General features: G+C 34.1%; 17 protein-coding genes and 7 pseudogenes. 15 read left to right on the forward strand and 9 right to left on the reverse strand.

What is annotated here, in order from left to right:
• Nucleotides 1–233: 233 nt before the first annotated feature.
• A complete protein-coding gene (locus NSQ40_RS12120) occupies nucleotides 234–917 on the forward strand; it encodes a 4'-phosphopantetheinyl transferase superfamily protein (RefSeq protein WP_368500221.1) in 684 nt (227 codons plus the stop codon).
• Between the two features lie 15 nt (nucleotides 918–932).
• Nucleotides 933–1,655: a thioesterase II family protein gene (locus tag NSQ40_RS12125; RefSeq protein WP_098715667.1), complete on the forward strand. Its 723-nt coding sequence runs from the start codon at nucleotides 933–935 to the stop codon at nucleotides 1,653–1,655.
• A 376-nt stretch (nucleotides 1,656–2,031) separates the two neighbouring features.
• Here NSQ40_RS12125 and NSQ40_RS12130 read toward each other — a convergent pair.
• Nucleotides 2,032–2,145: pseudogene (locus tag NSQ40_RS12130) on the reverse strand (MerR family DNA-binding transcriptional regulator); the annotation flags it as partial.
• 98 nt (nucleotides 2,146–2,243) lie between these two features.
• Here NSQ40_RS12130 and NSQ40_RS12135 point away from each other — a divergent pair.
• The 5 genes and pseudogenes from NSQ40_RS12135 to NSQ40_RS12160 all read left to right on the forward strand — a co-directional run.
• Nucleotides 2,244–2,330: pseudogene (locus tag NSQ40_RS12135) on the forward strand (GNAT family acetyltransferase); the annotation flags it as partial.
• Between the two features lie 246 nt (nucleotides 2,331–2,576).
• Nucleotides 2,577–3,194 (forward strand): DedA family protein, encoded by a 618-nt coding sequence (locus NSQ40_RS12140; protein WP_098114511.1) that lies wholly within the window; start codon nucleotides 2,577–2,579, stop codon nucleotides 3,192–3,194.
• Nucleotides 3,195–3,449: 255 nt separating this feature from the next.
• Complete coding sequence (locus tag NSQ40_RS12145; RefSeq protein WP_258248443.1) at nucleotides 3,450–6,284, forward strand: DEAD/DEAH box helicase; 2,835 nt, start codon at nucleotides 3,450–3,452, stop codon at nucleotides 6,282–6,284.
• A gap of 499 nt (nucleotides 6,285–6,783) precedes the next feature.
• Nucleotides 6,784–6,938, forward strand: a pseudogene (locus NSQ40_RS12155) (IS6 family transposase); the annotation flags it as partial.
• A 468-nt stretch (nucleotides 6,939–7,406) separates the two neighbouring features.
• Nucleotides 7,407–7,661, forward strand: a pseudogene (locus NSQ40_RS12160) (PD-(D/E)XK nuclease family transposase); the annotation flags it as partial.
• 34 nt (nucleotides 7,662–7,695) lie between these two features.
• Here NSQ40_RS12160 and NSQ40_RS12165 read toward each other — a convergent pair.
• The 3 genes and pseudogenes from NSQ40_RS12165 to NSQ40_RS12175 form a co-directional block, all read right to left on the reverse strand.
• Nucleotides 7,696–7,923 (reverse strand): hypothetical protein, encoded by a 228-nt coding sequence (locus NSQ40_RS12165; RefSeq protein WP_255291640.1) that lies wholly within the window; start codon nucleotides 7,921–7,923, stop codon nucleotides 7,696–7,698.
• Nucleotides 7,923–9,092: a S9 family peptidase gene (locus NSQ40_RS12170; RefSeq protein ID WP_341286168.1), complete on the reverse strand. Its 1,170-nt coding sequence runs from the start codon at nucleotides 9,090–9,092 to the stop codon at nucleotides 7,923–7,925. The genes NSQ40_RS12165 and NSQ40_RS12170 overlap by 1 nt, the downstream gene beginning before the upstream one ends.
• A pseudogene (locus NSQ40_RS12175) lies at nucleotides 9,059–10,243 on the reverse strand (DPP IV N-terminal domain-containing protein). The gene NSQ40_RS12170 and the pseudogene NSQ40_RS12175 overlap by 34 nt, the downstream one beginning before the upstream one ends.
• 416 nt (nucleotides 10,244–10,659) lie before the next feature.
• Between NSQ40_RS12175 and NSQ40_RS12180 the strand changes: the two are divergent.
• Nucleotides 10,660–11,376, forward strand: a complete 717-nt coding sequence (locus NSQ40_RS12180; RefSeq protein ID WP_098114514.1) for a response regulator transcription factor — start codon at nucleotides 10,660–10,662, stop codon at nucleotides 11,374–11,376.
• On the forward strand, nucleotides 11,366–12,796 hold the full coding sequence (locus tag NSQ40_RS12185; protein WP_258248444.1) for a sensor histidine kinase: 1,431 nt from the start codon (nucleotides 11,366–11,368) through the stop codon (nucleotides 12,794–12,796). Before NSQ40_RS12180 ends, NSQ40_RS12185 begins: the two co-directional genes overlap by 11 nt.
• Before the next feature lie 28 nt (nucleotides 12,797–12,824).
• Here the strand turns inward: NSQ40_RS12185 and NSQ40_RS12190 are convergent.
• Nucleotides 12,825–13,034: pseudogene (locus NSQ40_RS12190) on the reverse strand (IS3-like element ISBt2 family transposase); the annotation flags it as partial.
• 335 nt (nucleotides 13,035–13,369) lie between these two features.
• On the opposite strand from NSQ40_RS12190, the gene NSQ40_RS12195 reads away from it, so the two are divergent.
• Nucleotides 13,370–13,582, forward strand: coding sequence for a YqaE/Pmp3 family membrane protein (locus NSQ40_RS12195; RefSeq protein WP_033797484.1), 213 nt, complete (start codon nucleotides 13,370–13,372; stop codon nucleotides 13,580–13,582).
• Between the two features lie 213 nt (nucleotides 13,583–13,795).
• On the opposite strand, the gene NSQ40_RS12200 is transcribed toward NSQ40_RS12195, so the two are convergent.
• Nucleotides 13,796–13,939, reverse strand: a complete 144-nt coding sequence (locus tag NSQ40_RS12200; RefSeq protein ID WP_003197566.1) for a hypothetical protein — start codon at nucleotides 13,937–13,939, stop codon at nucleotides 13,796–13,798.
• Nucleotides 13,940–14,628: 689 nt separating this feature from the next.
• On the opposite strand from NSQ40_RS12200, the gene NSQ40_RS12205 reads away from it, so the two are divergent.
• Entirely contained in the window at nucleotides 14,629–15,633 is a 1,005-nt protein-coding gene (locus NSQ40_RS12205) for a GH25 family lysozyme (RefSeq protein WP_341286115.1), read from the forward strand.
• A 199-nt stretch (nucleotides 15,634–15,832) separates the two neighbouring features.
• On the opposite strand, the gene NSQ40_RS12210 is transcribed toward NSQ40_RS12205, so the two are convergent.
• The gene (locus NSQ40_RS12210) at nucleotides 15,833–16,039 is read right to left on the reverse strand and encodes a KTSC domain-containing protein (protein ID WP_018767192.1); all 207 of its coding nucleotides are present in this window, start codon (nucleotides 16,037–16,039) and stop codon (nucleotides 15,833–15,835) included.
• Nucleotides 16,040–16,694: 655 nt separating this feature from the next.
• Here NSQ40_RS12210 and NSQ40_RS12215 point away from each other — a divergent pair.
• Complete coding sequence (locus NSQ40_RS12215) at nucleotides 16,695–19,220, forward strand: PBP1A family penicillin-binding protein (RefSeq protein WP_097787256.1); 2,526 nt, start codon at nucleotides 16,695–16,697, stop codon at nucleotides 19,218–19,220.
• Nucleotides 19,221–19,366: 146 nt separating this feature from the next.
• Here the strand turns inward: NSQ40_RS12215 and NSQ40_RS12220 are convergent, their stop codons facing one another.
• Both NSQ40_RS12220 and NSQ40_RS12225 read right to left on the reverse strand, forming a co-directional pair.
• A complete protein-coding gene (locus NSQ40_RS12220) occupies nucleotides 19,367–19,657 on the reverse strand; it encodes a hypothetical protein (RefSeq protein ID WP_003197573.1) in 291 nt (96 codons plus the stop codon).
• 166 nt (nucleotides 19,658–19,823) lie between these two features.
• Nucleotides 19,824–20,261, reverse strand: coding sequence for an exosporium protein C (locus NSQ40_RS12225; RefSeq protein WP_097787263.1), 438 nt, complete (start codon nucleotides 20,259–20,261; stop codon nucleotides 19,824–19,826).
• Between the two features lie 325 nt (nucleotides 20,262–20,586).
• Here NSQ40_RS12225 and NSQ40_RS12230 point away from each other — a divergent pair.
• From NSQ40_RS12230 to prpD, 3 genes and pseudogenes are all read left to right on the forward strand, one after another.
• Nucleotides 20,587–20,788, forward strand: a pseudogene (locus NSQ40_RS12230) (HesB/YadR/YfhF family protein); the annotation flags it as partial.
• A gap of 420 nt (nucleotides 20,789–21,208) precedes the next feature.
• A complete protein-coding gene (mmgD, locus tag NSQ40_RS12235; protein ID WP_016114806.1) occupies nucleotides 21,209–22,327 on the forward strand; it encodes a citrate synthase in 1,119 nt (372 codons plus the stop codon).
• 98 nt (nucleotides 22,328–22,425) lie between these two features.
• Entirely contained in the window at nucleotides 22,426–23,862 is a 1,437-nt protein-coding gene (gene prpD, locus NSQ40_RS12240) for a 2-methylcitrate dehydratase (protein ID WP_033797486.1), read from the forward strand.
• Nucleotides 23,863–23,871: the final 9 nt, after the last annotated feature.

Consider the following 23,871-nt stretch of genomic DNA (forward strand, 5'->3'; position numbering starts at 1 on the left):
TCTGGTGCAATAGAGACATAGAAACATACATGGACAGTTCAATGACAGATTATGATGCAATTACCCTGAAGTTTCTGCACCAGAACCGAGTATCTTAATTATATTTCCAGGTGAAAATTGTATATTTACATTAATATGTAAATATACAATTCTTTTGATTTATATGTATTTCAAGGGTGTTACGTAATACATAAGATTTTACATCTCTAAAAAGGAAGTGATTTATAATACGAATTCACGCTGTAAAAATACCAAAGAATATTGATAATGATTTGTTTAATCAGTTTAGTAATTTGATTTCAAATGAGAAAAGAGAACGAATAAAGCGTTTAATAAAATTGGACGATGTTAATAGGATTTTGATAGGAGATTTGTTAGTCCGTTCTTTAATCTGTGAAAAATATAAAATTAATAATGACGAAATTAAATTTGTATATAATAAGCACAGAAAACCTTTTGTTAAAAATTTTTCTGATTTTCATTTTAATATTTCGCACTCAGGAGAATGGGTGGTTTGTATTACTGCTAATTCAAATGTTGGTATTGATATAGAAAAAAATTCAGAAATAGACGCTCTTAAATTAGCACAAGAATTCTTCTCAGAGGAAGAATTTCATGATTTATCTAATATAAATTCTGATGAACAAATTAGTTATTTTTTTGATCTTTGGACGTTAAAAGAAAGTTATATAAAAACTATTGGGAAGGGGCTTTATATCCCGTTAAATTCATTCTCCATAAAAAAAGAAGCTCAAAATTCAATTTCATACAAGAACATACCTCGAAATTTTCACTTTAGACAATATAATATTGAGCCTAATTATAAGATGTCTGCTTGTGCAACACTAGATGAGTTACCAAAGGAGATAATAATTAAAGATATTTATATAATTTGCCAGAATATAAACAAATTTTAATCGAAGGAGACAGTAATGACGAAGATTAAACTTTTTTGTTTGCCACATGCTGGGGGATCTGCGTTTAATTACTCAAAATGGAAAAAATACTTTAATCCATTTATTGAAGTAATCCCTATAGAGTTAGCCGGTAGGGGATATAGAATTGAAGAAAGCCTTTATCATAGTATTGAAGAGGCTGTAAATGATGTCTATAAAATTATTATTAAGCAGCTAAATAATTCACCATATATTCTATATGGACATAGCATGGGAAGTTTGATCGCCTATGAATTAGCCAGGAAAATACAAATTTCCAATGACGTATTACCTGAGTTTCTTGTTTTGTCTGGTAGAAATCATCCAAATAGCAAAATAAAAGATATCCGACACAATCTATCTAATGAACAATTTAAAAATGAAGTTATTGCTATGGGTGGTACACCATCCGAGGTGTTTCAATCAGAAGAATTAATGGGAATTTTTCTCCCCATTCTAAGAGCGGATTTTAAAATCGTAGAGACATATATACATAATAATAATATACAAGTATGTGACATTGATTTTCTGATCTTAAATGGAAAAAATGATGAATTAACTTCATATGAAGAGGTAAAAAAATGGGAGCAATACACAAATAAAATGTGTACATTCCACTCTTTTGAAGGTAAGCATTTCTTTCTACATGAAAACATCGAGGAAATAGCAAGCATAATTATAAGAAAGTTAGTTTCTCAAAGATCCTTAATATATTTTTAGAATTTTCTAAAACGATTTTAAGACTGGAAAAAATATCAAAGGTAAAAAAATCAGGTTCTAATACAAAAATCATTTGATAGAGACATAGAGATCTACATGGACAGTTCAATGACAGATTATGATGTAATTCAAAACAATTTATCATGTTTCGACAGAAGACTCCTTCTTCAAAAATGTGAAGGTGTGAAACAACAATTTTAGGTGAGAGATGAATGTTCTTAGGCGTGAGCCTATGCGTTTTTGAATACTGTAGTCAAAAACCACTTAGCATATAGGCTTGTCTTTTGTTGTTAGTAATCTAAGAGTAGTTTGGGTCTAACGATATTCTTTCTGTAAATTCCTACAAAAAGAATATCGTTTTTTTGCATTAATGTTATCCCATTTTATGATAATATCTTAACGCTTTTATGGTAATGTCCTTTATTTTAGCAACTTCTCCAATAGAAAATAAGTTTTTCACCCTAATCACTTCCTTTATATTTTTTCTAATATTACCGTTGACTCTCCTCTTAGAGGAGACATTATTATTATAATAAGATATTTACATGCGAAATGAAAATTTACTTATATAAAAGGGAGTTTACAAAGATGGATAAAGTAATATACAGAAGTCTAGTTAAAGAAGATTATGAGTCTATTAAAAAATTGATTGGCGAAGCATTTGGCTTCAATGAAGGCAAAACTTAATGTATTTTATACTGTTATGATTTTTAAATAATAGTAAAAACCGTATCCCTCATTTGTGATACGGTTTTCCGCTTTATACCTTTATGGTTAGGTTGAACTTCTATTTTCTTAATTATCGCTCTCAGTAAAGGCTTGAAACTACTCAGCATTGAAATGCCGAGATTCCTACGAACGCCAGTGTAATCACTAGTTATTGTACGTAATTAATACTGTAGAAAAAAAGGAGAAAACAACATGGAATGGGTTTATGAATTATTTCAGCAATATGGCTACTATGTAGTACTTGTTGGAACATTGTTAGAATATATTGCATTTCCGTTTCCGGGGGACCCGACGTTAGTGTTTGCGGGTTATTTGGCACATAAAGGAGATTTAGAATTACCGCTTTTAATTATTTTATCATTTATTGGTACAAGCGCTGGGATGACAATTCAGTACTTTTTAGGCAATAAACTTGGTATGCCTTTTGTACAGAAATATGGAAAATATGTATTTTTAACACAAAGAAAAATTGATTTAACGAGAATGTGGTTTGATAAATATGGATATTTCCTTATCTTTATTGGATTTTTCGTCCCAGGTGTACGTCATTTTACTGGTTACTTTGCAGGGATTATTAATTTACCCCTCCGTCGTTTTGCCATAACGATCTACTCTGGTGCTCTATTCTGGGTATCTTTCTTTTTAATCGGTGGCTATTGGTTAGGAGGAAACTTACATGATATATTTGAAGTGCTTGGACAGCACATTGGGAAAATTATCTTCGGAGCGATAATCATTGTAGCCATTACGTTAGGTATTCATTTTCGAAAAAAATTAAAGAGTGTATTTGTAAAAAGTATTGGCTATTAAAATAAAGTAGTAGACTGAAAAGGTGTTTTTTAATCATGAAAGCACCTTTTTATTATCAAAACCAAACCTCACAAACGGGTCTTTTTTCATTTTGACAAATTACTTACATTATCCTAGAACCGGGAAAAGATATATTTTATATAAAAAATCAATTATGAATATCCATACAAATAATTGAAAGAAAAAGAATTGTATTAAATAATCTAAGTATAATTTGGTATAATTTAGGTAAATTCTGCTACTAGGAGGCTAATAATGAAAGGGTTAAAGAAAATATTTCCATTCTTTTTTCAAAACAAAAGGAAAGATACAGGTAAAGAAAAAACGAATTATAAAGAGACGGCAACAAAAACACTTAACTATTTTATTGAATTAGAGCATTTCAATTTCATGAATTGCGATAAAGAGTCTATAACTATACATTCATTTAAAAGTTTTTTTCACAAAGAACCTAATATTCATATACCAGATTTTATCAATCCTAATGGAACTCCACATCAGGATATGCAAATATTCCTTCAAAAAAAAGGAAATAGCGCAAAAGGAAAATATCTTGCAGATAATAATGCGTCATTATTTTATTTACCAGTAGCAAAAAATGAAGTATTAAGGTATTTCTCGAATGAATCTAAGCAAAAAGCGAGTTTTACTGATTTCCAAAAGGACCCGAATAGTTTTTTGATCCATATTCAACTAAATCAGATGCTTAAGCTAATCCCTGATACCTCGCTCGAATCTAGTGTGGTGGTTAGTCCGATTGTGAAGTACTTTCTACGTACAGGGAAGAGTCTAAAGGAGCTAGAATCAGATTTAATCAATACGATATCATCGGTAATTGAAAGTGATAATTATGGAAAAAAAGACAAAACGCTTGAATTTAGTGGGTTAAAAGAACAAGATTCTTTAGAAAAAGATATCAATTATATACATATCAGATTTAAAAATTGGGAAGAGCTGACCCGGAATATTCAATGTATATTGCAATCATATATTTCAAAGAGACATTTCGATAAAGATGGTGTATTTCGGTTTTGCAGTGAAAAAGAATATGAAAAATATGTCCGTCTAACATATAAAGAACATGTAGGCGTAAACAGTTTTTATATAAATGATTTAGAAAAAGTAAAATATGAAATTAAAGATAGCTCTGTTGGTAAAGCTTTAGAAACCTATTTATCTTTAAGTAACTGGGAAGCATTAAAAAACTCAGGTGAGAGGGTGGATTTATTTAAGAATGAAAGTATAAGTGAAATGAAGAGCATATTACGAAAAATACCAATTACGAGATGGCCCTCGGAATTTCCATTAGGACTCATGCAGCAGGTTGCTTTAAATCTTATTATTGCAAAATCAAAAGAAGATAATGGCTTTATTTTTTCTGTTAATGGGCCACCGGGAACAGGTAAAACGACGTTGTTAAAAGACGTATTTGCGAATATTTTATTTGAAAAAGTAAAGTTTCTAAAAGAGGCCACAGATGTATTCTCAAAAGTGCAATTTGCGGAGGGACAAGAAGATTATTATTATTCCTTTCACCCTAAACTTAAGGAGTATCGTATTTTAGTAACATCTAATAATAATTCTGCAGTTGAAAATATAAGTGTGGATTTACCAAAAGATAAAGATTTACTGAAAAACGGTTATCAATTCTTGGGATTCGACAAAGAGAAAAAATGCTGGGGGAAAATTTCTGCGGCAATGGGGAAAACTGCAAATATAAAGGAATACTTCACTACAATTACAGAGGATTTACAGCGTGTTGGTGATTTAGAGCATGAAAACGTATATTCATTTAAACAATTAGAACAAAATGTGCTGAAAAAGATAGCTACGGTAAAAGAGAATGATGTCTTTCATAATGTTAATGAAAAGAAGTGGCAAACATCAGAGGAACAATTTGTGAATATCGACGGTGAAAACAAAAATGAGCGGATGAATTGCGAGCGGAGTAAACTTTTTGCAAAGTTAATGAGTGAATATAATGCTTTTTTAATTGCAAATCAAGGCAGGATTGAAAAGAACTTATCTTTAGCAAAAACCTATTTTTTAGGCGGTAAAGAAAAAGGAAATCTTGATTCTCAAATTAACGAAGCCCAAAGAGACAATTTCATTCAAGCTATGTTTGATACTGTATTTTTACTCACTCCAATTATCTCATCAACATTTGCTTCCATTGCAAGGTTTTTAAAAGATTTAAAGACGGAGGATATAGGTTGGTTGTTTATTGATGAAGCAGGCCAAGCTACTCCCCAATCTGCAATAGGTGCGATTTGGCGCTCTAGGAATGTTGTTGTTGTAGGAGATCCCTTGCAAATTCCTCCTGTCGTTACATTAAGTGATGACCAACTTAAACTAATTGCAAATGACAGTGCTGGAATAAATGAGCAATATAATTTCTATTATCGTTTAACTAGAAATGAAGTCAGTGTTCAAGAGTTTGCTGATCTTAATAATAGATATGGAGGCGAGATGATTGACTCGAATCAGAATAAAACATGGTTAGGGTCACCTCTGCGTGTTCATAGAAGATGTGAAAATCCAATGTTTTCAATATGTAATGAAACAACGTATCAAGGTAAAATGTTCTACGGATTAACGGATACTAAAAGTAAAGAAAGTAAGCCTCAATATGTTAGCCAATGGTTAGATATAGGTGGGAAAACATATGGGTCAGGAAATCACTTTATTCCCGAACAAGGTGAAAAAGCAATTGAGATTGCAAAAAAATTCTCGCAAGATAACCCAGATAAATCTTGCTATATTATTTCACCTTTTGTAAGTGTTGTTCAAAAATTAAAGCAACTAAAACAACAAAAACTACCTGGGAAAGAGTATGAAAATATTGAAATTGGGACTGTGCACACTTTTCAAGGGAAAGAGGCACCAATGGTTATTTTTGTATTAGGAGTAGATAATCAAAAACAAGGTCCACTAAAATGGGCTTCTAGTACGCCAAATTTACTCAATGTTGCAGCAAGTAGAGCAAAAGAGGTATTCGTAGTGATTGGGAATGCAGAAAGTTGGGGGAAACAAGAGTATTTTGACATTGCTTATCGATATTTAGCAAAAGAATTAGCTGAAATAAAATGAAATAGACAACCTTATGAATTTTTAGAAATAGGGGCTGTAATGGTAAATTTACAGCTCTTTTTTGTTTTTGATTTAGAGACAGATTTTAAAAAATTAATTACTTATTCAAATATATTTTTCCTGTTTTCTTAGTTTATAGAAGAAAAATATATATCCTTATACTAGCGATATTGTATTTTTCAGAAAGGGGATGAATGATTTGGAGGTGTTGTATTCCGCTGCTTCTCCTAAAACGAAAAGCGAAGATCTACCATTTGATATTTCCTGGCTTACAGATTGATTCGTATCTTTATTTAAGGGAACCGGGGATTATATTTTTGTTTTACTCTCTATCGTTATATTAATTTCGCTTTTAGTTTTTGGGGCTTCCTTATGGTTTAAGCACATTAAATGGAAGAAAAGATCTATCTATTTTGGTGTAGGTTCCATACTATTGATTTGGATTATACTAGTATTGGTATTAACGACACACTCTTTTAATTTTCAAAGCTTTATGTCTAATATGGTTGGATTGAAATCTTTTCGTACTACCAAGGCTATTCTTTCTGGAATAGAAGCGATGCATATGATAAAAAAGAGAAAATTATTTTACAGGACAAGTCTGTTCAAAATCAGAAAGAGTTTATTCCTCAAGTGTTTGGACTTATAGCATAAAATACGAGAACCTACTACCATCCATGTTCTTCTTCATATATCTGCACCAGAACCCGAAAAAGTGCATAAAGAAAAAAGAGAGTAAAACGTAATTTCCCTTAACAAAGTAATGTGCTGAATTCATTTTCTCAACACACAATATAGATAGATATGGTAAAATGGTAATTGGATGGGAGTCCAGCACTTATATTATTAAAATTAAAGTGGTTATCAAGTCAGAAAAAGGCACATTATAGGTGTCTTTTTTATTTTTTCAGATTTCTTCATTAGCAAAATAGTAAAATCTCATTCTCCCATCAAAAAAAATACAATTATCACAGATAATTTCACGTACCATATTAAATTAATAAAATAAATTTCAGAAATAGGAGAAATCTAACAGTCCTTAACAAATTTTGAAGTAGGTACGGTGGCGTTACGTTCTGATGTGAAGAGGTTAGATATAGGAGAGAAGGAAACTTAGAAATGATTGATTTATTAGATTTTATTTTGTTTTCTCACGATGAAGCATTTCAAACTATCGGACAATTATGGAATACAAAAACGAAACAAATCTTAAGTGATGACATTGAAATACATTTTTCGGAAATACTAAAACTTGTAAAATAATGACGTGAAAAAAAAGTGAATCCGTGGGAAAATGCGTTTGTTCGTTGGATGTTATTACTGCCAGCACATGAAGACGAACATTTAACTCAAACATTGGAGGAGACAAACTTCAATTTTATGCTGGATTAGTTATTCAGTTATATATGGTTTAGTTGCCAAAGTTTTTGTGAAAAGCTCTGGTAATCATAGCCGCTGCTTCCTGGTGGGTCATATTTCTTTTCGCATAGTATCTTACCGCGCCATCTCGATATTTCGTCACTTCGGGACTATATAACTCTAAAGCAACTACCGTTTTGACCGCTTGTTCAGCCCATGGAGCTACTTTATCTTTTAGCTTAGCATTTCCATCTTTTAAGCCAGGACTGAGTATCTTCATCATCCTGGAAACATAGGATCTTTAATCGCATACTCTTTTGGTGGTTCTACTCCCATTAAATTTCGTATAAAATAGTCCCATCGTCGACGTATAAAGTAAACATCTACAGAAATCCCATGCTGCCGATTAGGGAGAATCAGTAGGTCAAAGTCTTTGTTTTCTTTAATCAAAGCATTTACCATTCGCATGGTTAAAGCAGGATGGACATTATCATCCAGGTCTCCTGTTACCAAAAGTAACTTTCCATTTAGGTTCTTAACCAATCTAGTATTATCTTGTTCACGGTATAGTTCTGAATTGAAAAGTCCTTGAAATCGTTTTCCCCAAGCTGCTAAGTATAAGCGTTGATCATGGTTCCCGCACCCAGATACTGCTACCTTATACACATCCGGATAAGTCAGTATAGCTCGAGCGGCTGCATAGCCACCTCCAGATTCGCCGTAAATACCTACTTTTTCTGAATCTAAAAAAGGATACTGTTCCGCAAGTTGCTTAATAGCTACTACATGATCTTCAATTCCTGCAGACCATTCCAGCTTCCCATCAGAAAAATCATGAAAGCCCTTTGACCTGTAAGGTGTGCCTCTTCCATCCATTAGAATAACGGCGAAGCCAAGCTGTGCAAAAGATTGGGCACCGCCGACTAGATCAATCGGTTGTTCTACTGAATACTCCCCTCCCCAAATGAATTCTTTTGGCGTGTGGAGTAGTTGAGGACCACCGTAGATATAATCCAAGATGGGATACTTACACTCTGTGTTTGTGCTTGCAGGAGGAATCAGTACTCCGTACAAATCAGTCATCCCATCGGCAGCCTTGACAGTAAAACGTTCTGGTATTTGATATCCATTTGATAAGAGAAGTTCAATATCAGCTTGTTCCAGTTCACAAACTAATTTTCCATCGGTTGAACGCAATACAGATTTAGGTGGTATATCTACACGTGAAAAAGTATCTACAAAAAAACAATAATCAGGAGAAATAAACACGTCATGCTCAGCTTCCTCAGGTGTAAGGAGCACTAAGTCTGATCCATCTAGCCGAACTCGATAAAGATGCTGAAAATAAGGATCCCGTCCCAGCTCTCGGCCGCTAGCAGTAAAATACACCCAACTTTTTTGTTCATCAACACCAATTAATCGACGGACTGTCCAGGATCCAGAGGTAATTCTGTTTTAAGTCTTCCTGTACGACTATCATAAAGATAAAGGTGTGACCATCCGTCACGCTCGGAATGCCAAATAAAAGTGTTATCATGGCATAACCATTGGACATTTATACCTTTTCCACTTTTGATGTTGTAGAGATCTGTAAATAGGAAAGTCTCACTTTTCTCCTCTAACAAAGTTTGAATTTCACCAGTTTTTGTATTAGCGACAACAAATTGCATAGATCGATAGTCACGAGACATTTTTGTGAAATAAACAAAGTCGCTGTCGTTTGTCCAAAAAGCTGTTTGACAACTAGGACTGAGCGGTGATACTAATCCCGTAATCATAGGTTCTGTATCCAATTGAATCATCAATTGCTGTTCAATATCGCAAATTACAAATTGGGCTAATGGAAGGTGTTTATCTCCGACTAGTGGATAACGATACGAATGGATGACAGGCGGCTTTGCTTCTTCAGGAGGAACTGACTGTAGAAGAGACATTTTTCGTACCTTGCGTTGATCAAGCCGGTGCGTCAAGATTTGTTTGGAATCCGGTGACCAGAGTGCTGCTGGTGGAATTTTAGGATTATATAATCGTTTAACGACAGCGGAAATTTATGATTCCGGTTGAATACCATAATCATAGTATCGCGTACCATCATGAGTTAGTTGGATGATTTTCCCTGTTTCTAAAGAACGTACAAATAAATTATATCCTTTGATAAACGCAGACCAGCGCCCGTCAGGGGATCGAAGTTCATGCGCAGGTACTTTTTTAGTCCTGATTTGTTTGCACTGGTATTTAGCTAAATCGTAAATCCACGTGGATTCATCTACTTCAAATTGAATTGCTTTCTCTTCATTGATATAAGTAAAGGAATTGAAGGGAAGGTTATCTGGGTCGACCTGACGGTTAATTACATTTGAGAGAGACTCTGCAAGCCTAGCATGATCAAAAGCGGATTCTTTAGTGTTTAATCGTGGATTAACTAATACAAATTGTTTGCCGCATTCACTTTCTTTTTGTATATCTCTTTGATACCAAAAACGGCTTCCTTTATCTAACCAATTAGGAAAAACCTTACCGTTACATACATCTTTTACAGTGTTCCAAGAAAGCAGACGCTCTGCTTTCTCATACTGTTCATAGGTTACTGATAATGACATATCTATCACTCCTTTAACTATTTAAAACATCCACTCTAGTACACTAGAAACATAGAAACATTCATTTTTCACATTCGAGGATTTGATTATGATACGAATCTAAACATCTTAGGGGTAAATTCTTTTTGCACTGAGCAGATTTTACACGTGCTGGTTTACCTACTTTTTTAATCAAATGCATAACTGGAAGCCACTTAACATACAAGTATCATGATGTTCAAGTTTTCTAGATTTATTCGGTAGTTAGCTTTTTTAGTTTGCATTTCTTTATAAGTTTTTTCAGTTGCCTTTCGTTTAAGATAACTCCACCTTACAATGTTAATCTTTCCCTTAACTGTCATGTATCTTACAATAATCTTACAAAAGGGAAATGTTAGTTTTAAGCAAGATTTTAACTAGTAGAAACGGGGGAGAAGATGGTGAGAACTATTTTAATCGTTGATGATGAGCCTGAAATCATAGAGATACTAAGCCTTTTTTTGGAAATGGAAGGCTTTTCGATACTGGAAGCGCGTGATGGTAAATCAGCTTTAAATTTTATACAGAAATTTAAAATTGATCTAGCTATTATTGACATTATGATGCCGAATATTAATGGGTACGAATTGATTAAAATAGTTCGGAAAGAATATAAAATGCCTATTATTATTCTTTCTGCCAAAAATCAAGAAATGGATAAAATTATGGGACTAGGGCTAGGAGCAGATGATTTTATATCGAAACCATTCAGCTTGTTGGAGGTATTAGCGCGAATCCAAGCTCAACTTCGAAGAACATATGATTTTAATACTGACTCACTTAATCAAGAGGGTTCTCAAACATGTATTGATGACCTAGTGTTGGATCACCACTCTTGTATTCTTGACAAGCGGGGACACGAAATTAAACTTAGCGCCCTTGAGTATAAATTATTGAAGCTATTTATGGGGGAGCCAGGTCGTATTTTTACGAAAAAACAAATCTTTGAGAACGTGTGGTCCGATCATTATTATTCGGATGACAATACTATTATGGTTCAAATCAGTAGATTGAGAGAAAAAATTGAAGATCATCCGAGAAATCCAGTTTATTTAAAAACTATACGAGGCTTAGGTTATCGATTTGCTAAAAAGGAAGAATTGAATGAGCGATAAAAATAAGATATTTAACACCTTAATTAAAACTTATGTTTTCTTCTCGTTGACCGTTGGAATTACTGTCGTTATCTTGCTGGTCATTTTAAATTTTCAAATGATACAGAAGTTCGATAATACTATGTTGTCTAATTTAAAAGCGACTGAAATCGTACGACAGAACTATGCAGACATCCCCTCTGAGGCAATTGAGTCATTTGATGGTTGGGTAGAAATTCTCGATGAAAATCTGCAAGTTATTTATGTTAAAGGAAAAAAACAAGATAAATCGTCCGCCTATACGCAAAAAGAATTAAACACCCTTTTTTACGACCAAGAGGAGAATCCGTACTACTCTTCTCTAGCACCATTTAAAACGAAAGACGGGAAAACAGCTTATTGTCTCGTTAAGATTCCAAAAACATATGTAAAGAAAGAGTTCTCGATAACAAGTGCAGCGAAAGACCATATTACAGCTTTTACAAAATTGCTACTTCAAACCTTTGTCCTTTTTCTCCTTTTATTCGGGCTTAATGTATATATATATAGCCGCTGGATGGCTATGAAAATAACAAATCCTTTACGTTCAATTGCTGATGGAATTAGAAACATCACAAATGGCTATTACTACAAAAGGCTTCGTTTTAAATCCAATTATGAATTAATGCAAATACAGAATGACTTTAACCTAATGGCTGAAAAACTAGAAAAAACAGAAATTGAGAAAAAACAATTAGAAAAAAGCAAGCAGCGCATGCTTGTCCATATCTCTCACGATTTAAAAACTCCTATTACAACTATTCAGAGCTATGTTGAAGCACTACAATTGGGTCTTATTAAGGAGGAAGCGAGGAAACAGCAAGCTTTACATACCATACATACAAAAGCACGACTCGTTACAGAATTAATTGAGGGTGTCTTTGAGTTGTCTAAACTTGAAAGCCCTGACTATCCATTTCCAACTGACACATTGGATATTTGTGGATTTATTCGTGAAATAGCTGCAGAATATTATAGCCTGTTTGAAGAAAAACAATTTAACTTTCAATTTGAAATCCCTTTTCAGAAAATATACGTTTTGTTTAACTATACATTGTTATATCGTGCCGTTTCTAACGTACTGTCCAACGCCCTAAAATACAACCCAGAAGGAACAAATATTCTTATTTCACTAATTGAAGATACTCAAAAGATACATATCAATATCATCGATGATGGCATCGGCATTCCTTATGCGGTAAAAGAAAAAGTATTTGAAGCATTTTTTAGGGGAGATCAATCAAGAAAAAGCGACGAGGGAACAGGTCTTGGTTTAACCATTTCAAAACATATCGTGGAGAAACACGGAGGCCAAATTTATTTACATACAGACGAAGGGAAAACGAGATTTCAAATCACCCTTCCTAAGACTGGTTACAATAAGACTCTATTGCAAAAATAATGAAGTTCTTTTTAACTAAAATCTGAAAGCTTATCACCCAACTAATAATTTCACGATTAAAAGGCATCCATGATGGTGGAAAGATACAAGATGCGTTCTCCAAATGTCAAGTATGTCACATCAGTAAACCATTTTCATTGGGAGCTGATACTTTAAATTGTCGTTCTAAGAGATGTGGTACTACCACAAATTCAGCACCATTGCTATACTTCTTTTTCTCTCGACGTACCCGTGATAGTAAATTGTAATGTTTCATAATACATAATAGGGATCACTATACATACCCATCAAGCTAATATTTTGAAGTGTCCCCAAAACGAAAATTTTATTATTTTACAGTTATTTATGAGAATTCAACTCATTTTCTTCGTTTTGGGGTATTTGCTTTTCTTAACTTGATGGCGATGGTCCAATAGGATGCTTTTTATCATTTGATTATTAGCCCGCATCAATGGGGCTTTACGGATAGTTCATACATAACCTCTTTGCTTTAGCTGAATTTTGAAGTGGGAGTGTTACTGTCCGTCGATGCGGGATAAATTAACAAGTAAATGATAAGGAGAGCTGATAAGAATGATGTATTTATTAGCAATTCTTTTTCCACCACTTGCGGTTCTACTTTGCGAAAAACCGTTTCAAGCAATTATAAACTTCTTTTTGACATTGATTGTTTGGGTACCAGGAGTTATCCATGCGATTCTTGTGGTGAATGATAAAAAAGCAGATAGGCGTCTTGAAAAACAAATTAGAGCATATGACAAAATCAATAATAGAAATAAAGATTAAGTGGTATGTCTAAAAGCTCATATTACAAAGTCTTATTTTTTGAAGGAAGCCGACTTTTATTTAAAAAAGTCGGCTTTTGTGTTACATATCAAATTCAATTGTTTTTTCTTCACCGATTGTTACAGAGTTTTTATTTTGTGGTGCTTTAAATACTAATTTTAAATGATTAATTTTTTCGGGATCACCATCGAGAAGGAAGACTACACTGCCTTCTTATTTTTCTTTGCCAGTAAATTCACCACCAATTTGCTGACTTAATAACGGATGAGCTTCTTTTTGTTCACCATCATTTGTTATAATTGTAGCTTTGTTTGGAAAAAACGAATTTGTATCATCTGCTTTGTTTTCTGCTAGCATATAAATTGTAACAATCGTTCCTCATATTAAGTATAACAAATGAGAATAGGTTATTTGCAGAATTTTATATTTAAAGGTCTTTTTGCTGGGGAGTCATGCTTTATATGTTCTTGTTAAACTCTTTTAAGTTGTAGCATGAGAAAAAAAGAATCTGTTACAGATTCTTTTTTCCTTTTATACATATTGGATTAGGAGAGTATGTTAAATCCTTGAAGGGAGCAAGGATTTAACGGTAATAGTAACCGTGGTATTAATGTAACATAGTTGACTCATATAGTTAATTGATAATGTTTGTATTGAATATTACCAATGTTTAGTATAGATACTTACTACTATAAGTATAGTGGTAAGTAATTGTTAGAATTGTTTCTTAAAAAGTGTACGATGAAAATTGTTTTTATAGAAGGTATATAACTGAGTCATGAGAGGGCGTTATATAACATTTTATATCCTGATTGAATATTTAATTTATCTCTCTATTCGCGGGTAGTAAGCTCCCTACTGATTAAAGTTTCACTTTATCGTTCGATAAAGTATTAAATCGAACTGGCAAAACACACACCTATTTTAATCGATTCCTACTATATTCATATTGTCGGAATCGATCAAGTATATGGACAAGTTGGAGGGGAGATTGAAGTATTTCTCTAAGTATTTAAATGTGATATTACAAAAGGAGGAGATGAATAATGGGCAAACATATTATTGATATTTCTAAGTGGAATGGTAATATCGATTGGGATGTGGTAGCACCTCAGATTGATCTTGCAATATGCCGTGTACAGTATGGTTCGAGAACAGTTGATGAGCGGTATACAAGCTATGTAACGAATCTGGAACAACGTGGTATTCCACATGCAGCATATGCTTATGGTTGTTATGTTTCTGTTAAAGATGCAATTGTAGAAGCGAAAGATTTTATGGCAAGAGCAAGTGCTAACGCTAAATTTCTTGTTCTTGATGTTGAAGATGATACGTTAAAAAGTTGTGGTCCTGATCAGTTAGCTGAAGCATCCCAAGCGTTTATTGATACTTGTAAAGCTGCGGGTTGGAAAGTTGGATTGTACGCAGGTCATCACATGTATAATAAGTATGGTTTAAGTGAGGTGAGAGCGGATTTCCTTTGGATTCCGCGATATGGTGGTAATAAACCAGCATATCCATGTGATATATGGCAATATACTGAAACAGGAAATATTGACGGGATAGGAAAAGTTGATTTGAATTATTTAGTTAGCGATAAGTCACTTTCATGGTTTATAGATGGTACAAGTCAGGTGCAGGACAATTTAGGACAACCAGTAGGTATTGGAATTGCTATTTCGAAATACCCTGAAGGTTACGGAATTAATCTATATAAGAATCCTGAAGAGCCTATATTTACTGGACATATCACAAATAAAATTCCGTATCTAATTTTTGAAGGATATTGGGGTGGTGGAGATAAGGATATGATTAAATTAGGAAACGAGAAACAGTGGGTGAAATTAGAGCACTTTGATGTAGAGTGGTTCCATGCATATTCAAACTACCCCGTTGGATATGGAATTAATTATTATGCAGAACCTGAATGTATAAATTTTAAAGGTTTGATTGATGGTTCAAGTTTTTATCGTGTTTGGGCAAGAAAAGAGGGTGCTATTGATATTGGACAAAGCAGCTGGATTAAAGAGGAGCAAGTAGTGATCAAGTAGTATTGGAAGCTATATTTAAATTTTAAAAATGGTATTACATTCGATAAACAATGTAATACCATTTTTGTTTTACATAAGATAATCATTTATACAATGATATAAATTGCTTCCTATTTATCATGCTATTTGCAGACAGTAATATCACTACTTCGAAAGTCAGTGCAAGAAAAGAAGTTAGGAGAATGAGGAACCTTACTGATTAAATTTTGGTGTGACGATAGGAATTTCTAATATAGGTGTCATAATAATAGCTTTTGGATTGCGCGTTTCGTAATCCTGTGTATATACTTTCTGGTACATCGTAAAAATCATATGTGCCATTTCTGAATTCAATTCGTAAAATCATAGATGATGGATTATAACCTACAGCGACTAAATTTTTAGAAATTACTGGATATAAAGTCATGTTAGTTCATCTCCCTTCTTCAATATGTTTAGCTGTTAAGAAAGGAAAATCCTGCTAATTTATAGAATTATAATACTTAGATGCTATACATTGCATATTATATATCCATTTTGATTTTCCGACATATAAGTCGCTGCTATGAAGAACAAAGGGTGGTCTGCACTCATTTTCTATGGGGTAGGAAGAGGGTCTGATCGCTTCTATGCATGGCCGGATGCTCTCTTTTACCTAAAAAAGAAAGGTTTTATGTCGGTTTTTCAATTTGTATTTATATAGTACTGTTTTTTGTGATCGCTTAGTTTATTGTGAGTTCACACGAAATTCATATTGGTGTGATATTTTTATTTCACTATTGATTTACTAGTAATAGTTTTTCAAATAAAAAAGTTTGACCAAATGAAAAAAAAGTATATTATTTATACGAGGTTATATGTTTTTTTATACTTTGCTGTTTAAAATTTTCGAATTAACTTATGCCAAAAGCAAAATGAAAGCCAACCTCTTATATTATATGTGTTACATGTAAGTATTATTAGAAAGATAGAGGGGAAAAAGTTGTCCAAAGTATATAGGCTTATTTGTTGAGGTGAAATCAAGATGTTGGTTTCATTTTCGTGTAAATCAACGGGAGAATTGAAAGGCAGGAGAAAGCAAGATGTCAGAAAATTATCGCTCTCGAGAAGAGCGAAGACAAGTACAAAAGAAAAAGCAACCAAGTGCTAATGTAGAAAAAACGAAAGGTAAAACATCGTTTTTCCGTAAATTTTTAATTGGATGTTTAATACTTGGAATCGTGGCGCTCGTAGGAGGAGTAACTACTTTTTTCATTATGATAAAAGATGCTCCGAAACTTGAAAAGGAAAAGCTTGTCAATCCATTATCAGCAAAAATTTATGATAAAGATAAAAAGCTGATATATGAATATGGGAAAGAGAAACGAACAAATATTACGTATGATCAAGTACCTAAATTAATAGAAAATGCATTTTTAGCTACAGAGGATGCACGTTTTTATGATCATAGTGGTGTTGACTTCAAAGGGACTGCACGTGCTGTTTTAGTCAGCCTTACTGGGAATTATGGCTCACAAGGCGGAAGTACAATTACCCAACAGGTTATTAAAAACTATTTCTTGTCTATGGATAAAACCCCTAAGCGTAAGGCACAAGAAATATTTTTAGCTTATAAGTTAGAACAGCAATATTCAAAACATGAAATATTAGAAATGTATTTAAATAAGATTAATTTAGGGAACCGCTCATATGGTATTGCAACAGCAGCTGAAAACTATTATGGAAAAGAATTAAAGGACTTAACTTTACCACAGGCTGCGATGCTTGCAGGACTACCAAAAGGCCCTAGTATTTATGATCCAACAAAACCGCAAAATGTAGAGCGGGCAACAGAGCGTAGAAATGTTGTCTTACATTTAATGAATCGACATGGATATATTTCGAAAAAACAAATGGAAGAAGCATCGAAGGTCCCTGTAACCGACGGACTACTTCCTCCTAAAGAAGTTACAGAAATGCCATATCCAGCATTTATAGACGCTGTTGTGAAGGAAGTAGAGAAAGAGTTACCAGATGCAAACGTTGGATCTGATGGGTTATCTATTTACACAACTTTAGACCAAGAAGCGCAGAAATATGCTGATGATCTTTTAAACAAAAATATTATTAGTTATCCAAATGATAAATTCCAAGGTGCTTTTACATTTATGGATACAAAAACTGGAGAAATTCGCGCTATAGGTAGTGGACGTGGTGAAAATAAAGCGACATTCAAAGGGCATAATATGGCAATTGAACTAGATCGTTCAGCAGGTTCAACAATGAAGCCAATTTTTGACTATGGTCCAGCAATTGAATATTTAAAATGGCCAACTTATCATCAACTCGATGATTCAGCATATAAATATTCGACAGGACAACAGGTTCAAAATGCTGATAAAACGTATAAAGGTATGATAACAATGCGTGAGTCTCTTAAATGGTCTCGTAACATACCAGCAATTAAAACAGCAAAAGAGGTAGGATTAAGTAAAGCACAAAGCTTTGCAGAAAGCTTAGGTATTCCATTTAAAAAAGATGCAGTTGAGTCAACAGCAATTGGTACAAATGAAGTATCGCCAACTGAAATTGCAGGAGCATATGCTACATTTGGTAATGATGGTAAATATACAAAACCACACTTTGTTAAAAAAGTGGTTTATCCTGATGGGAAATCACAAAGTTTTGAACCAAAATCGAAACGTGTTATGGAAGATTATACAGCATATATGATCACAGATATGCTACGTTCTGTTGTGAGTTCTGGTACTGGTACAGCAGCTAATGTAAGTTCTTTAGATGTGGCAGGTAAAACAGGAACAACAAACTATTCATCTGAACAAATATCGAAATATGGTATACCATCTAGTGCATCGCGTGATAGTTGGTTTGCGGGTTATACACCGCAGTATACAATGGCAGTTTGGACTGGATATATGAAAGATAGTCCTGAAGATTATATAAGCAGCAAAAATACGAAAATTGCACAACAGATTTTTAAAGAAATGATGAGTAAATTTGGAACAAATACGTCACACTTTAAGGCGCCAAGTAGTGTTGTTCAAGAGGGTGATGAATTACGTGTGAAAGGTGCAAAACGAGATTCTTCTCCAAATCCGAGCACGTCAAATTCAAACTCAAGTGAACAGCAGAAAAATGATGGTCAAAATAAACAGCAAGAACAGCAGCAACAAACAGATGGAGATAAAAAACAACAAGAGCAAAAACAAAATGAAGAAAATAAGCAAAATAATGATCAAAATAAACAAAATGAAGACAATGCAGCAAATAATCAAGGTGGAAATGATCAAGGGAATACAACCCCGCCGAGCAATGGAAATGGTCAAGGGAATACAACCCCGCCGAGCAATGGAAATGGTCAAGGGAATACAACTCCGCCGAGCAATGGAAACGGCCAAGGAAATACAACTCCACCAGGCAGTGGAAACGGCCAAGGAAGTACAACTCCACCAGGCAGTGGAAATGGCCAAGGGAATACAACCCCGCCAGGCAGCGGAAATGGCCAGGGGAATACAACTCCACCAAGCGGTGGAAACGGCCAAGAAAATGCAACACAACCGAGCAATGGAAATGGTCAAGGAGAGGCAACTCCAAATGGTGGTCAATAAATATAATGTTTTTTAAAGTTTCAATCATATAAAAGTGTATGGAAAACACCTAGGATACCGGAGATCGATCGGTAACTTAGGTGTTTTTTTGTATGCTATCATGTATAAAAATACTGTATATGAAATGGAAGAATATATATATATGTTCAAATGTTGAAGGTCCCATAAAAATTTTGAAAATAAATTGATGGGAAATGATAGAAAATCTGGAGAGGTGGATACGGAGAATGGGGAGGATGACCATAATAGGTAGTGCCACTAGGAGGTGTGCCGTGATGCCAAAATGAAGGTGTTGCTCCACCTGATAATTGATATTGCTGCCAAGTTGCTGGGAGTTCAATGCCAACATCAGAAGTTGCTGTATGAACGGGAACAGAATGGACAGAAGGAGAGGCAACTGGGGCTACAACGGCAATTCTTGTTGGAAATAAATACATAAAAGAATCACCCCTAAATCGTATTATATAGCAGTATATTCTTGCACGAGCTGCAAATGTGCACGCGAATTTTTACAGAGTATAGAATGTATATAAAAAAGAACAAGAAAGAACAGAAATGAGTTCTTTCTTGTTGGAAAGACATTTAGATATTGTAGTAGTTTCATTAACAGCAATCGTGGTTGTTGCCAATAGCTAACGCGCTAAAAGAAACCGGACCTACTATTGCAGCTTCGGCACCAGCAGTCATATTTTCAACAGTAAGCGTGTAAACATGAGTTCCGGATCTTAGATCTTTGTCAATTGCTTGGAAGGTTACAGCATAAAATTGTTCTGAATCAGTGGATTCGATCCCAACTTGAGTGTTGAAAATCTCAGTATTATCGCGGAAAATACGAAATACGATTTGAGCGATGTTTGTAACTCCTTCAACTCCAACTGTTGCGATTAATTCTACTGTGTTGTCACGGGAGTCTCTACGTGGAATATTTACTCGTAACTGAGCAACTGAATTTCTTTTTGGAGAATGGTCAATTGGAATTGTTTGTCTTGCATTTGTTTTACTACGTGGCTGAATAGCTTGAAAATCAATAATATGCGTTATAATTCTCACTACCTATTGTTTGATACCTTATAATATGAAGACTCTTAGAGAATAGCTTGGACATTTTTACTAAAAAGGTATATAAGCTCTACAGAAAACTTTATTAAAAAATCGTATTGGGGGCATGAAGTTAAAATGAAGAGCCGCTTTCAATAATTATATTCAAAAAAAATATAAACTTATTTAATAGTTCAATAGTCGAAAGACTAACTCCAACTATAGATGGTGGACTTTTTTTATAAAAACACATCTATTTACGGAAGGAAGTTCCTGTATAAAAAGATACAATATGATTGTAATAAATAATACCTTTTATGAGTTTTTATATGGAGATAATAGCACCATTCAGCCTAGTTATTCTTTAGGAGTGGCTTTTGAGGTGTCAGAAGATATAGCCGCATCTGTTGAACAGGATGGCATTCAATTTTTTTGTCGATTCCGACGATATTTGGTATTTTCGGGACTGTGATTTAGTAGTAAGTTATCATAAGAAAATGGACGAAATTGAATTTAACTATGTAAAATAATAATTTTATTAAAAATGAAAATATTTTATATAAAAATTGTATTTAATTAATATCGATATATAAAATAAGTGTGAGCGAGTTGTGTATATGTACAACTCGCTTTTTTGTGTGCTGAAAAAAGATAATAAATATACGGAGTAAATTGTTTGTTGTATAAGCTTTATATGGAATTTTATTGAAAATCAATATATTTCGGTTTAAAAGAAAAAGAAGGGACAACGGGCTTTTTGATAAAAAACTTAGACGTTATTCTTAAAAAACAATTTTATTACAGCAGGAAAAGTATAGGAAACTTATCATTATAAAATAAATTGAAATCTTCTAAAAACTCTGATACATTGAAATAGAAATGTAGTTCACAATGTTGTAAAGGCTTACAGTTATGTGCACGAAGATCTATTAGGATTGGAGGAAATGATAATGAAAGCTGAAGAAAAATTTTCCCCGGGATTAGATGGTGTAGTCGCAGCGGAGACGAAAATTTCGTTTCTCGATACGGTAAAAGGTGAAATTGTTATTCAAGGATATGACTTAATTGAACTATCAAAGACAAAAGGTTATTTAGACATTGTGCACCTTTTATTAGAAGAACATCTACCAAATGAGGATGAAAAGGAAAAACTTGAAAAGAAATTGAAGGAAGAATATGAAGTACCAGAAGGTGTATTCAATGTTTTAAAAGCATTGCCAAAAGAAACGCACCCGATGGATGGGTTACGTACAGGTGTATCAGCATTAGCTGGTTATGATAACGATATTGAAAACCGTTCGCTAGAAGTGAACAAAAGTCGTGGTTATAAATTGTTAAGCAAAGTGCCAAATATTGTTGCGAACAGTTATCATATTTTAAACAATGAAGAGCCAATCGGGCCGCTTCAGGAGTTATCGTATAGTGCGAATTTCTTCTATATGTTAACTGGTAAAAAACCGACTGAGCTTGAAGAGAAAATCTTCGACCGCTCTTTAGTTTTATATAGTGAACATGAAATGCCAAACTCTACATTCACAGCTCGCGTTATCGCATCTACGCAATCAGACTTATATGGTGCTTTAACAGGAGCAGTCGCATCCTTAAAAGGAAGCCTACATGGCGGTGCAAATGAAGCAGTTATGTACATGCTGTTAGAAGCTGGAAATGTTGAGAAATTTGAAGAGTTACTGCAAAAAAAATTATATAACAAAGAAAAAATCATGGGATTTGGACATCGCGTCTACATGAAGAAGATGGATCCAAGAGCACTCATGATGAAAGAAGCTTTAAAACAGTTATGTGATGTAAAAGGTGATTATACATTATATGAAATGTGTGAAGCTGGAGAGAAAATTATGGAGAAGGAAAAAGGAATCTATCCGAATCTAGATTATTATGCAGCTCCAGTATATTGGATGTTAGGTATTCCAATTCAACTGTACACGCCAATCTTTTTCAGTTCTAGAACAGTAGGCTTATGTGCGCATGTTATTGAACAGCATACAAACAATCGCTTGTTCCGCCCACGTGTAAATTATATCGGCGAGCGACATGTGCTTAGCAAATAAAAACAACTGGGGAGTTGTTAAGGCCGCCCGCCAGGTGGGTGTTTGACCGACACCCATCCTCAATAATAACGAATTTTCGACAGAAAGGGAAGGATAGCATGATTAAAACAAATGAAATTAAACAAAAAGATGCAATTTTAGAAGAGATTACGGATTATGTATTAAATAAAGAGGTGACGAGCTCAGAAGCATTTAGCACAGCACGCTATGTGTTGCTTGATACGCTTGGATGCGGAATTTTAGCGCTGCAATATCCTGAATGTACGAAACTCCTTGGACCAGTTGTACCAGGAACAGTTGTGCCAAATGGTACACGTGTACCAGGAACATCATTTGTACTTGATCCAGTACGCGGTGCTTTTAATATTGGATGTATGATTCGTTGGCTGGATTATAACGATACATGGCTTGCTGCAGAATGGGGACACCCGTCTGATAATTTAGGTGGAATTTTAGCTGTTGCAGATTATGTGAGCCGCGTTCGTATTTCAGAAGGAAAAGAACCATTAAAAGTACGCGATGTACTTGAAATGATGATTAAAGCTCATGAAATCCAAGGTGTACTTGCATTAGAAAATAGTTTAAACCGCGTTGGTCTTGACCATGTATTATATGTAAAAGTAGCGACAACAGCAGTTGTTACAAAAATGCTTGGTGGCACGCGTGAAGAAATCTTTAACGCATTGTCTCATGCATGGATTGATAACTCTAGTCTTCGTACATATCGTCATGCCCCAAATACAGGTTCACGTAAATCATGGGCAGCTGGGGATGCAACAAGCCGTGGTGTTTACCTTGCACTTACTGCATTAAAAGGTGAAATGGGTTATCCAACAGCATTATCTGCACCAGGATGGGGATTCCAAGATGTATTATTTAATAAGCAGGAACTAAAATTAGCAAGACCTTTAGATTCTTATGTAATGGAAAATGTATTGTTTAAAGTATCATATCCAGCAGAATTCCATGCTCAAACAGCTGCAGAATGCGCAGTGAAATTACATCCAGAAGTGAAAGAGCGATTAGAGGAAATTGACCGTATTACAATTACAACACATGAATCGGCGGTTCGTATTATTGATAAAGAAGGTCCATTAAATAACCCAGCTGACCGCGATCATTGCTTACAATACATTACTGCAATTGGTCTATTAAAAGGCGATATCGTTGCAGATGACTATGAGGATGAAGTTGCATTTGACCCTCGTGTAGATGAATTACGAAATAAGATGGTTGTTGTAGAAAATAAACAGTATAGTTTGGATTACCTTGATCCGAACAAGCGCTCAATCGCCAACGCTGTTCAAGTTCATTTTAAAGATGGCACAGTAACAGAAAACGTAGAGTGTGAATACCCATTAGGTCACCGTTTCCGTAGAGACGAAGCGATTCCAAAGGTTGTTCAAAAGTTTTCTGCAAATATGGCTGTTCATTATTCTAATAAACAACAAGAAAAAATTCATGAAGCTTGTTTGAATGAAGAAAAGTTAGAAAATATGAATGTAAATGAATTTGTAAATCTTTTCTTAATTTAAGTATAGGGG

It is taken from the genome of Bacillus sp. FSL K6-6038, from assembly GCF_038050455.1.
Taxonomy (GTDB): Bacteria; Bacillota; Bacilli; order Bacillales; family Bacillaceae_G; genus Bacillus_A; species Bacillus_A pseudomycoides.

Bases quoted from the DNA above. Each gene is read 5' to 3' on its own strand.
- NSQ40_RS12220 (WP_003197573.1), bottom strand. From the start codon at position 19,657: ATGTATTTATTTCCAACAAGAATTGCCGTTGTAGCCCCAGTTGCCTCT.
- NSQ40_RS12140 (WP_098114511.1), top strand. From the start codon at position 2,577: ATGGAATGGGTTTATGAATTATTTCAGCAATATGGCTACTATGTAGTA.
- NSQ40_RS12185 (WP_258248444.1), top strand. From the start codon at position 11,366: ATGAGCGATAAAAATAAGATATTTAACACCTTAATTAAAACTTATGTT.
- NSQ40_RS12205 (WP_341286115.1), top strand. From the start codon at position 14,629: ATGGGCAAACATATTATTGATATTTCTAAGTGGAATGGTAATATCGAT.
- NSQ40_RS12195 (WP_033797484.1), top strand. From the start codon at position 13,370: ATGATGTATTTATTAGCAATTCTTTTTCCACCACTTGCGGTTCTACTT.
- NSQ40_RS12165 (WP_255291640.1), bottom strand. From the start codon at position 7,923: ATGAAGATACTCAGTCCTGGCTTAAAAGATGGAAATGCTAAGCTAAAA.
- NSQ40_RS12215 (WP_097787256.1), top strand. From the start codon at position 16,695: ATGTCAGAAAATTATCGCTCTCGAGAAGAGCGAAGACAAGTACAAAAG.
- NSQ40_RS12145 (WP_258248443.1), top strand. From the start codon at position 3,450: ATGAAAGGGTTAAAGAAAATATTTCCATTCTTTTTTCAAAACAAAAGG.
- mmgD (WP_016114806.1), top strand. From the start codon at position 21,209: ATGAAAGCTGAAGAAAAATTTTCCCCGGGATTAGATGGTGTAGTCGCA.
- NSQ40_RS12180 (WP_098114514.1), top strand. From the start codon at position 10,660: ATGGTGAGAACTATTTTAATCGTTGATGATGAGCCTGAAATCATAGAG.
- NSQ40_RS12210 (WP_018767192.1), bottom strand. From the start codon at position 16,039: ATGACTTTATATCCAGTAATTTCTAAAAATTTAGTCGCTGTAGGTTAT.
- NSQ40_RS12200 (WP_003197566.1), bottom strand. From the start codon at position 13,939: ATGCTAGCAGAAAACAAAGCAGATGATACAAATTCGTTTTTTCCAAAC.
- prpD (WP_033797486.1), top strand. From the start codon at position 22,426: ATGATTAAAACAAATGAAATTAAACAAAAAGATGCAATTTTAGAAGAG.
- NSQ40_RS12125 (WP_098715667.1), top strand. From the start codon at position 933: ATGACGAAGATTAAACTTTTTTGTTTGCCACATGCTGGGGGATCTGCG.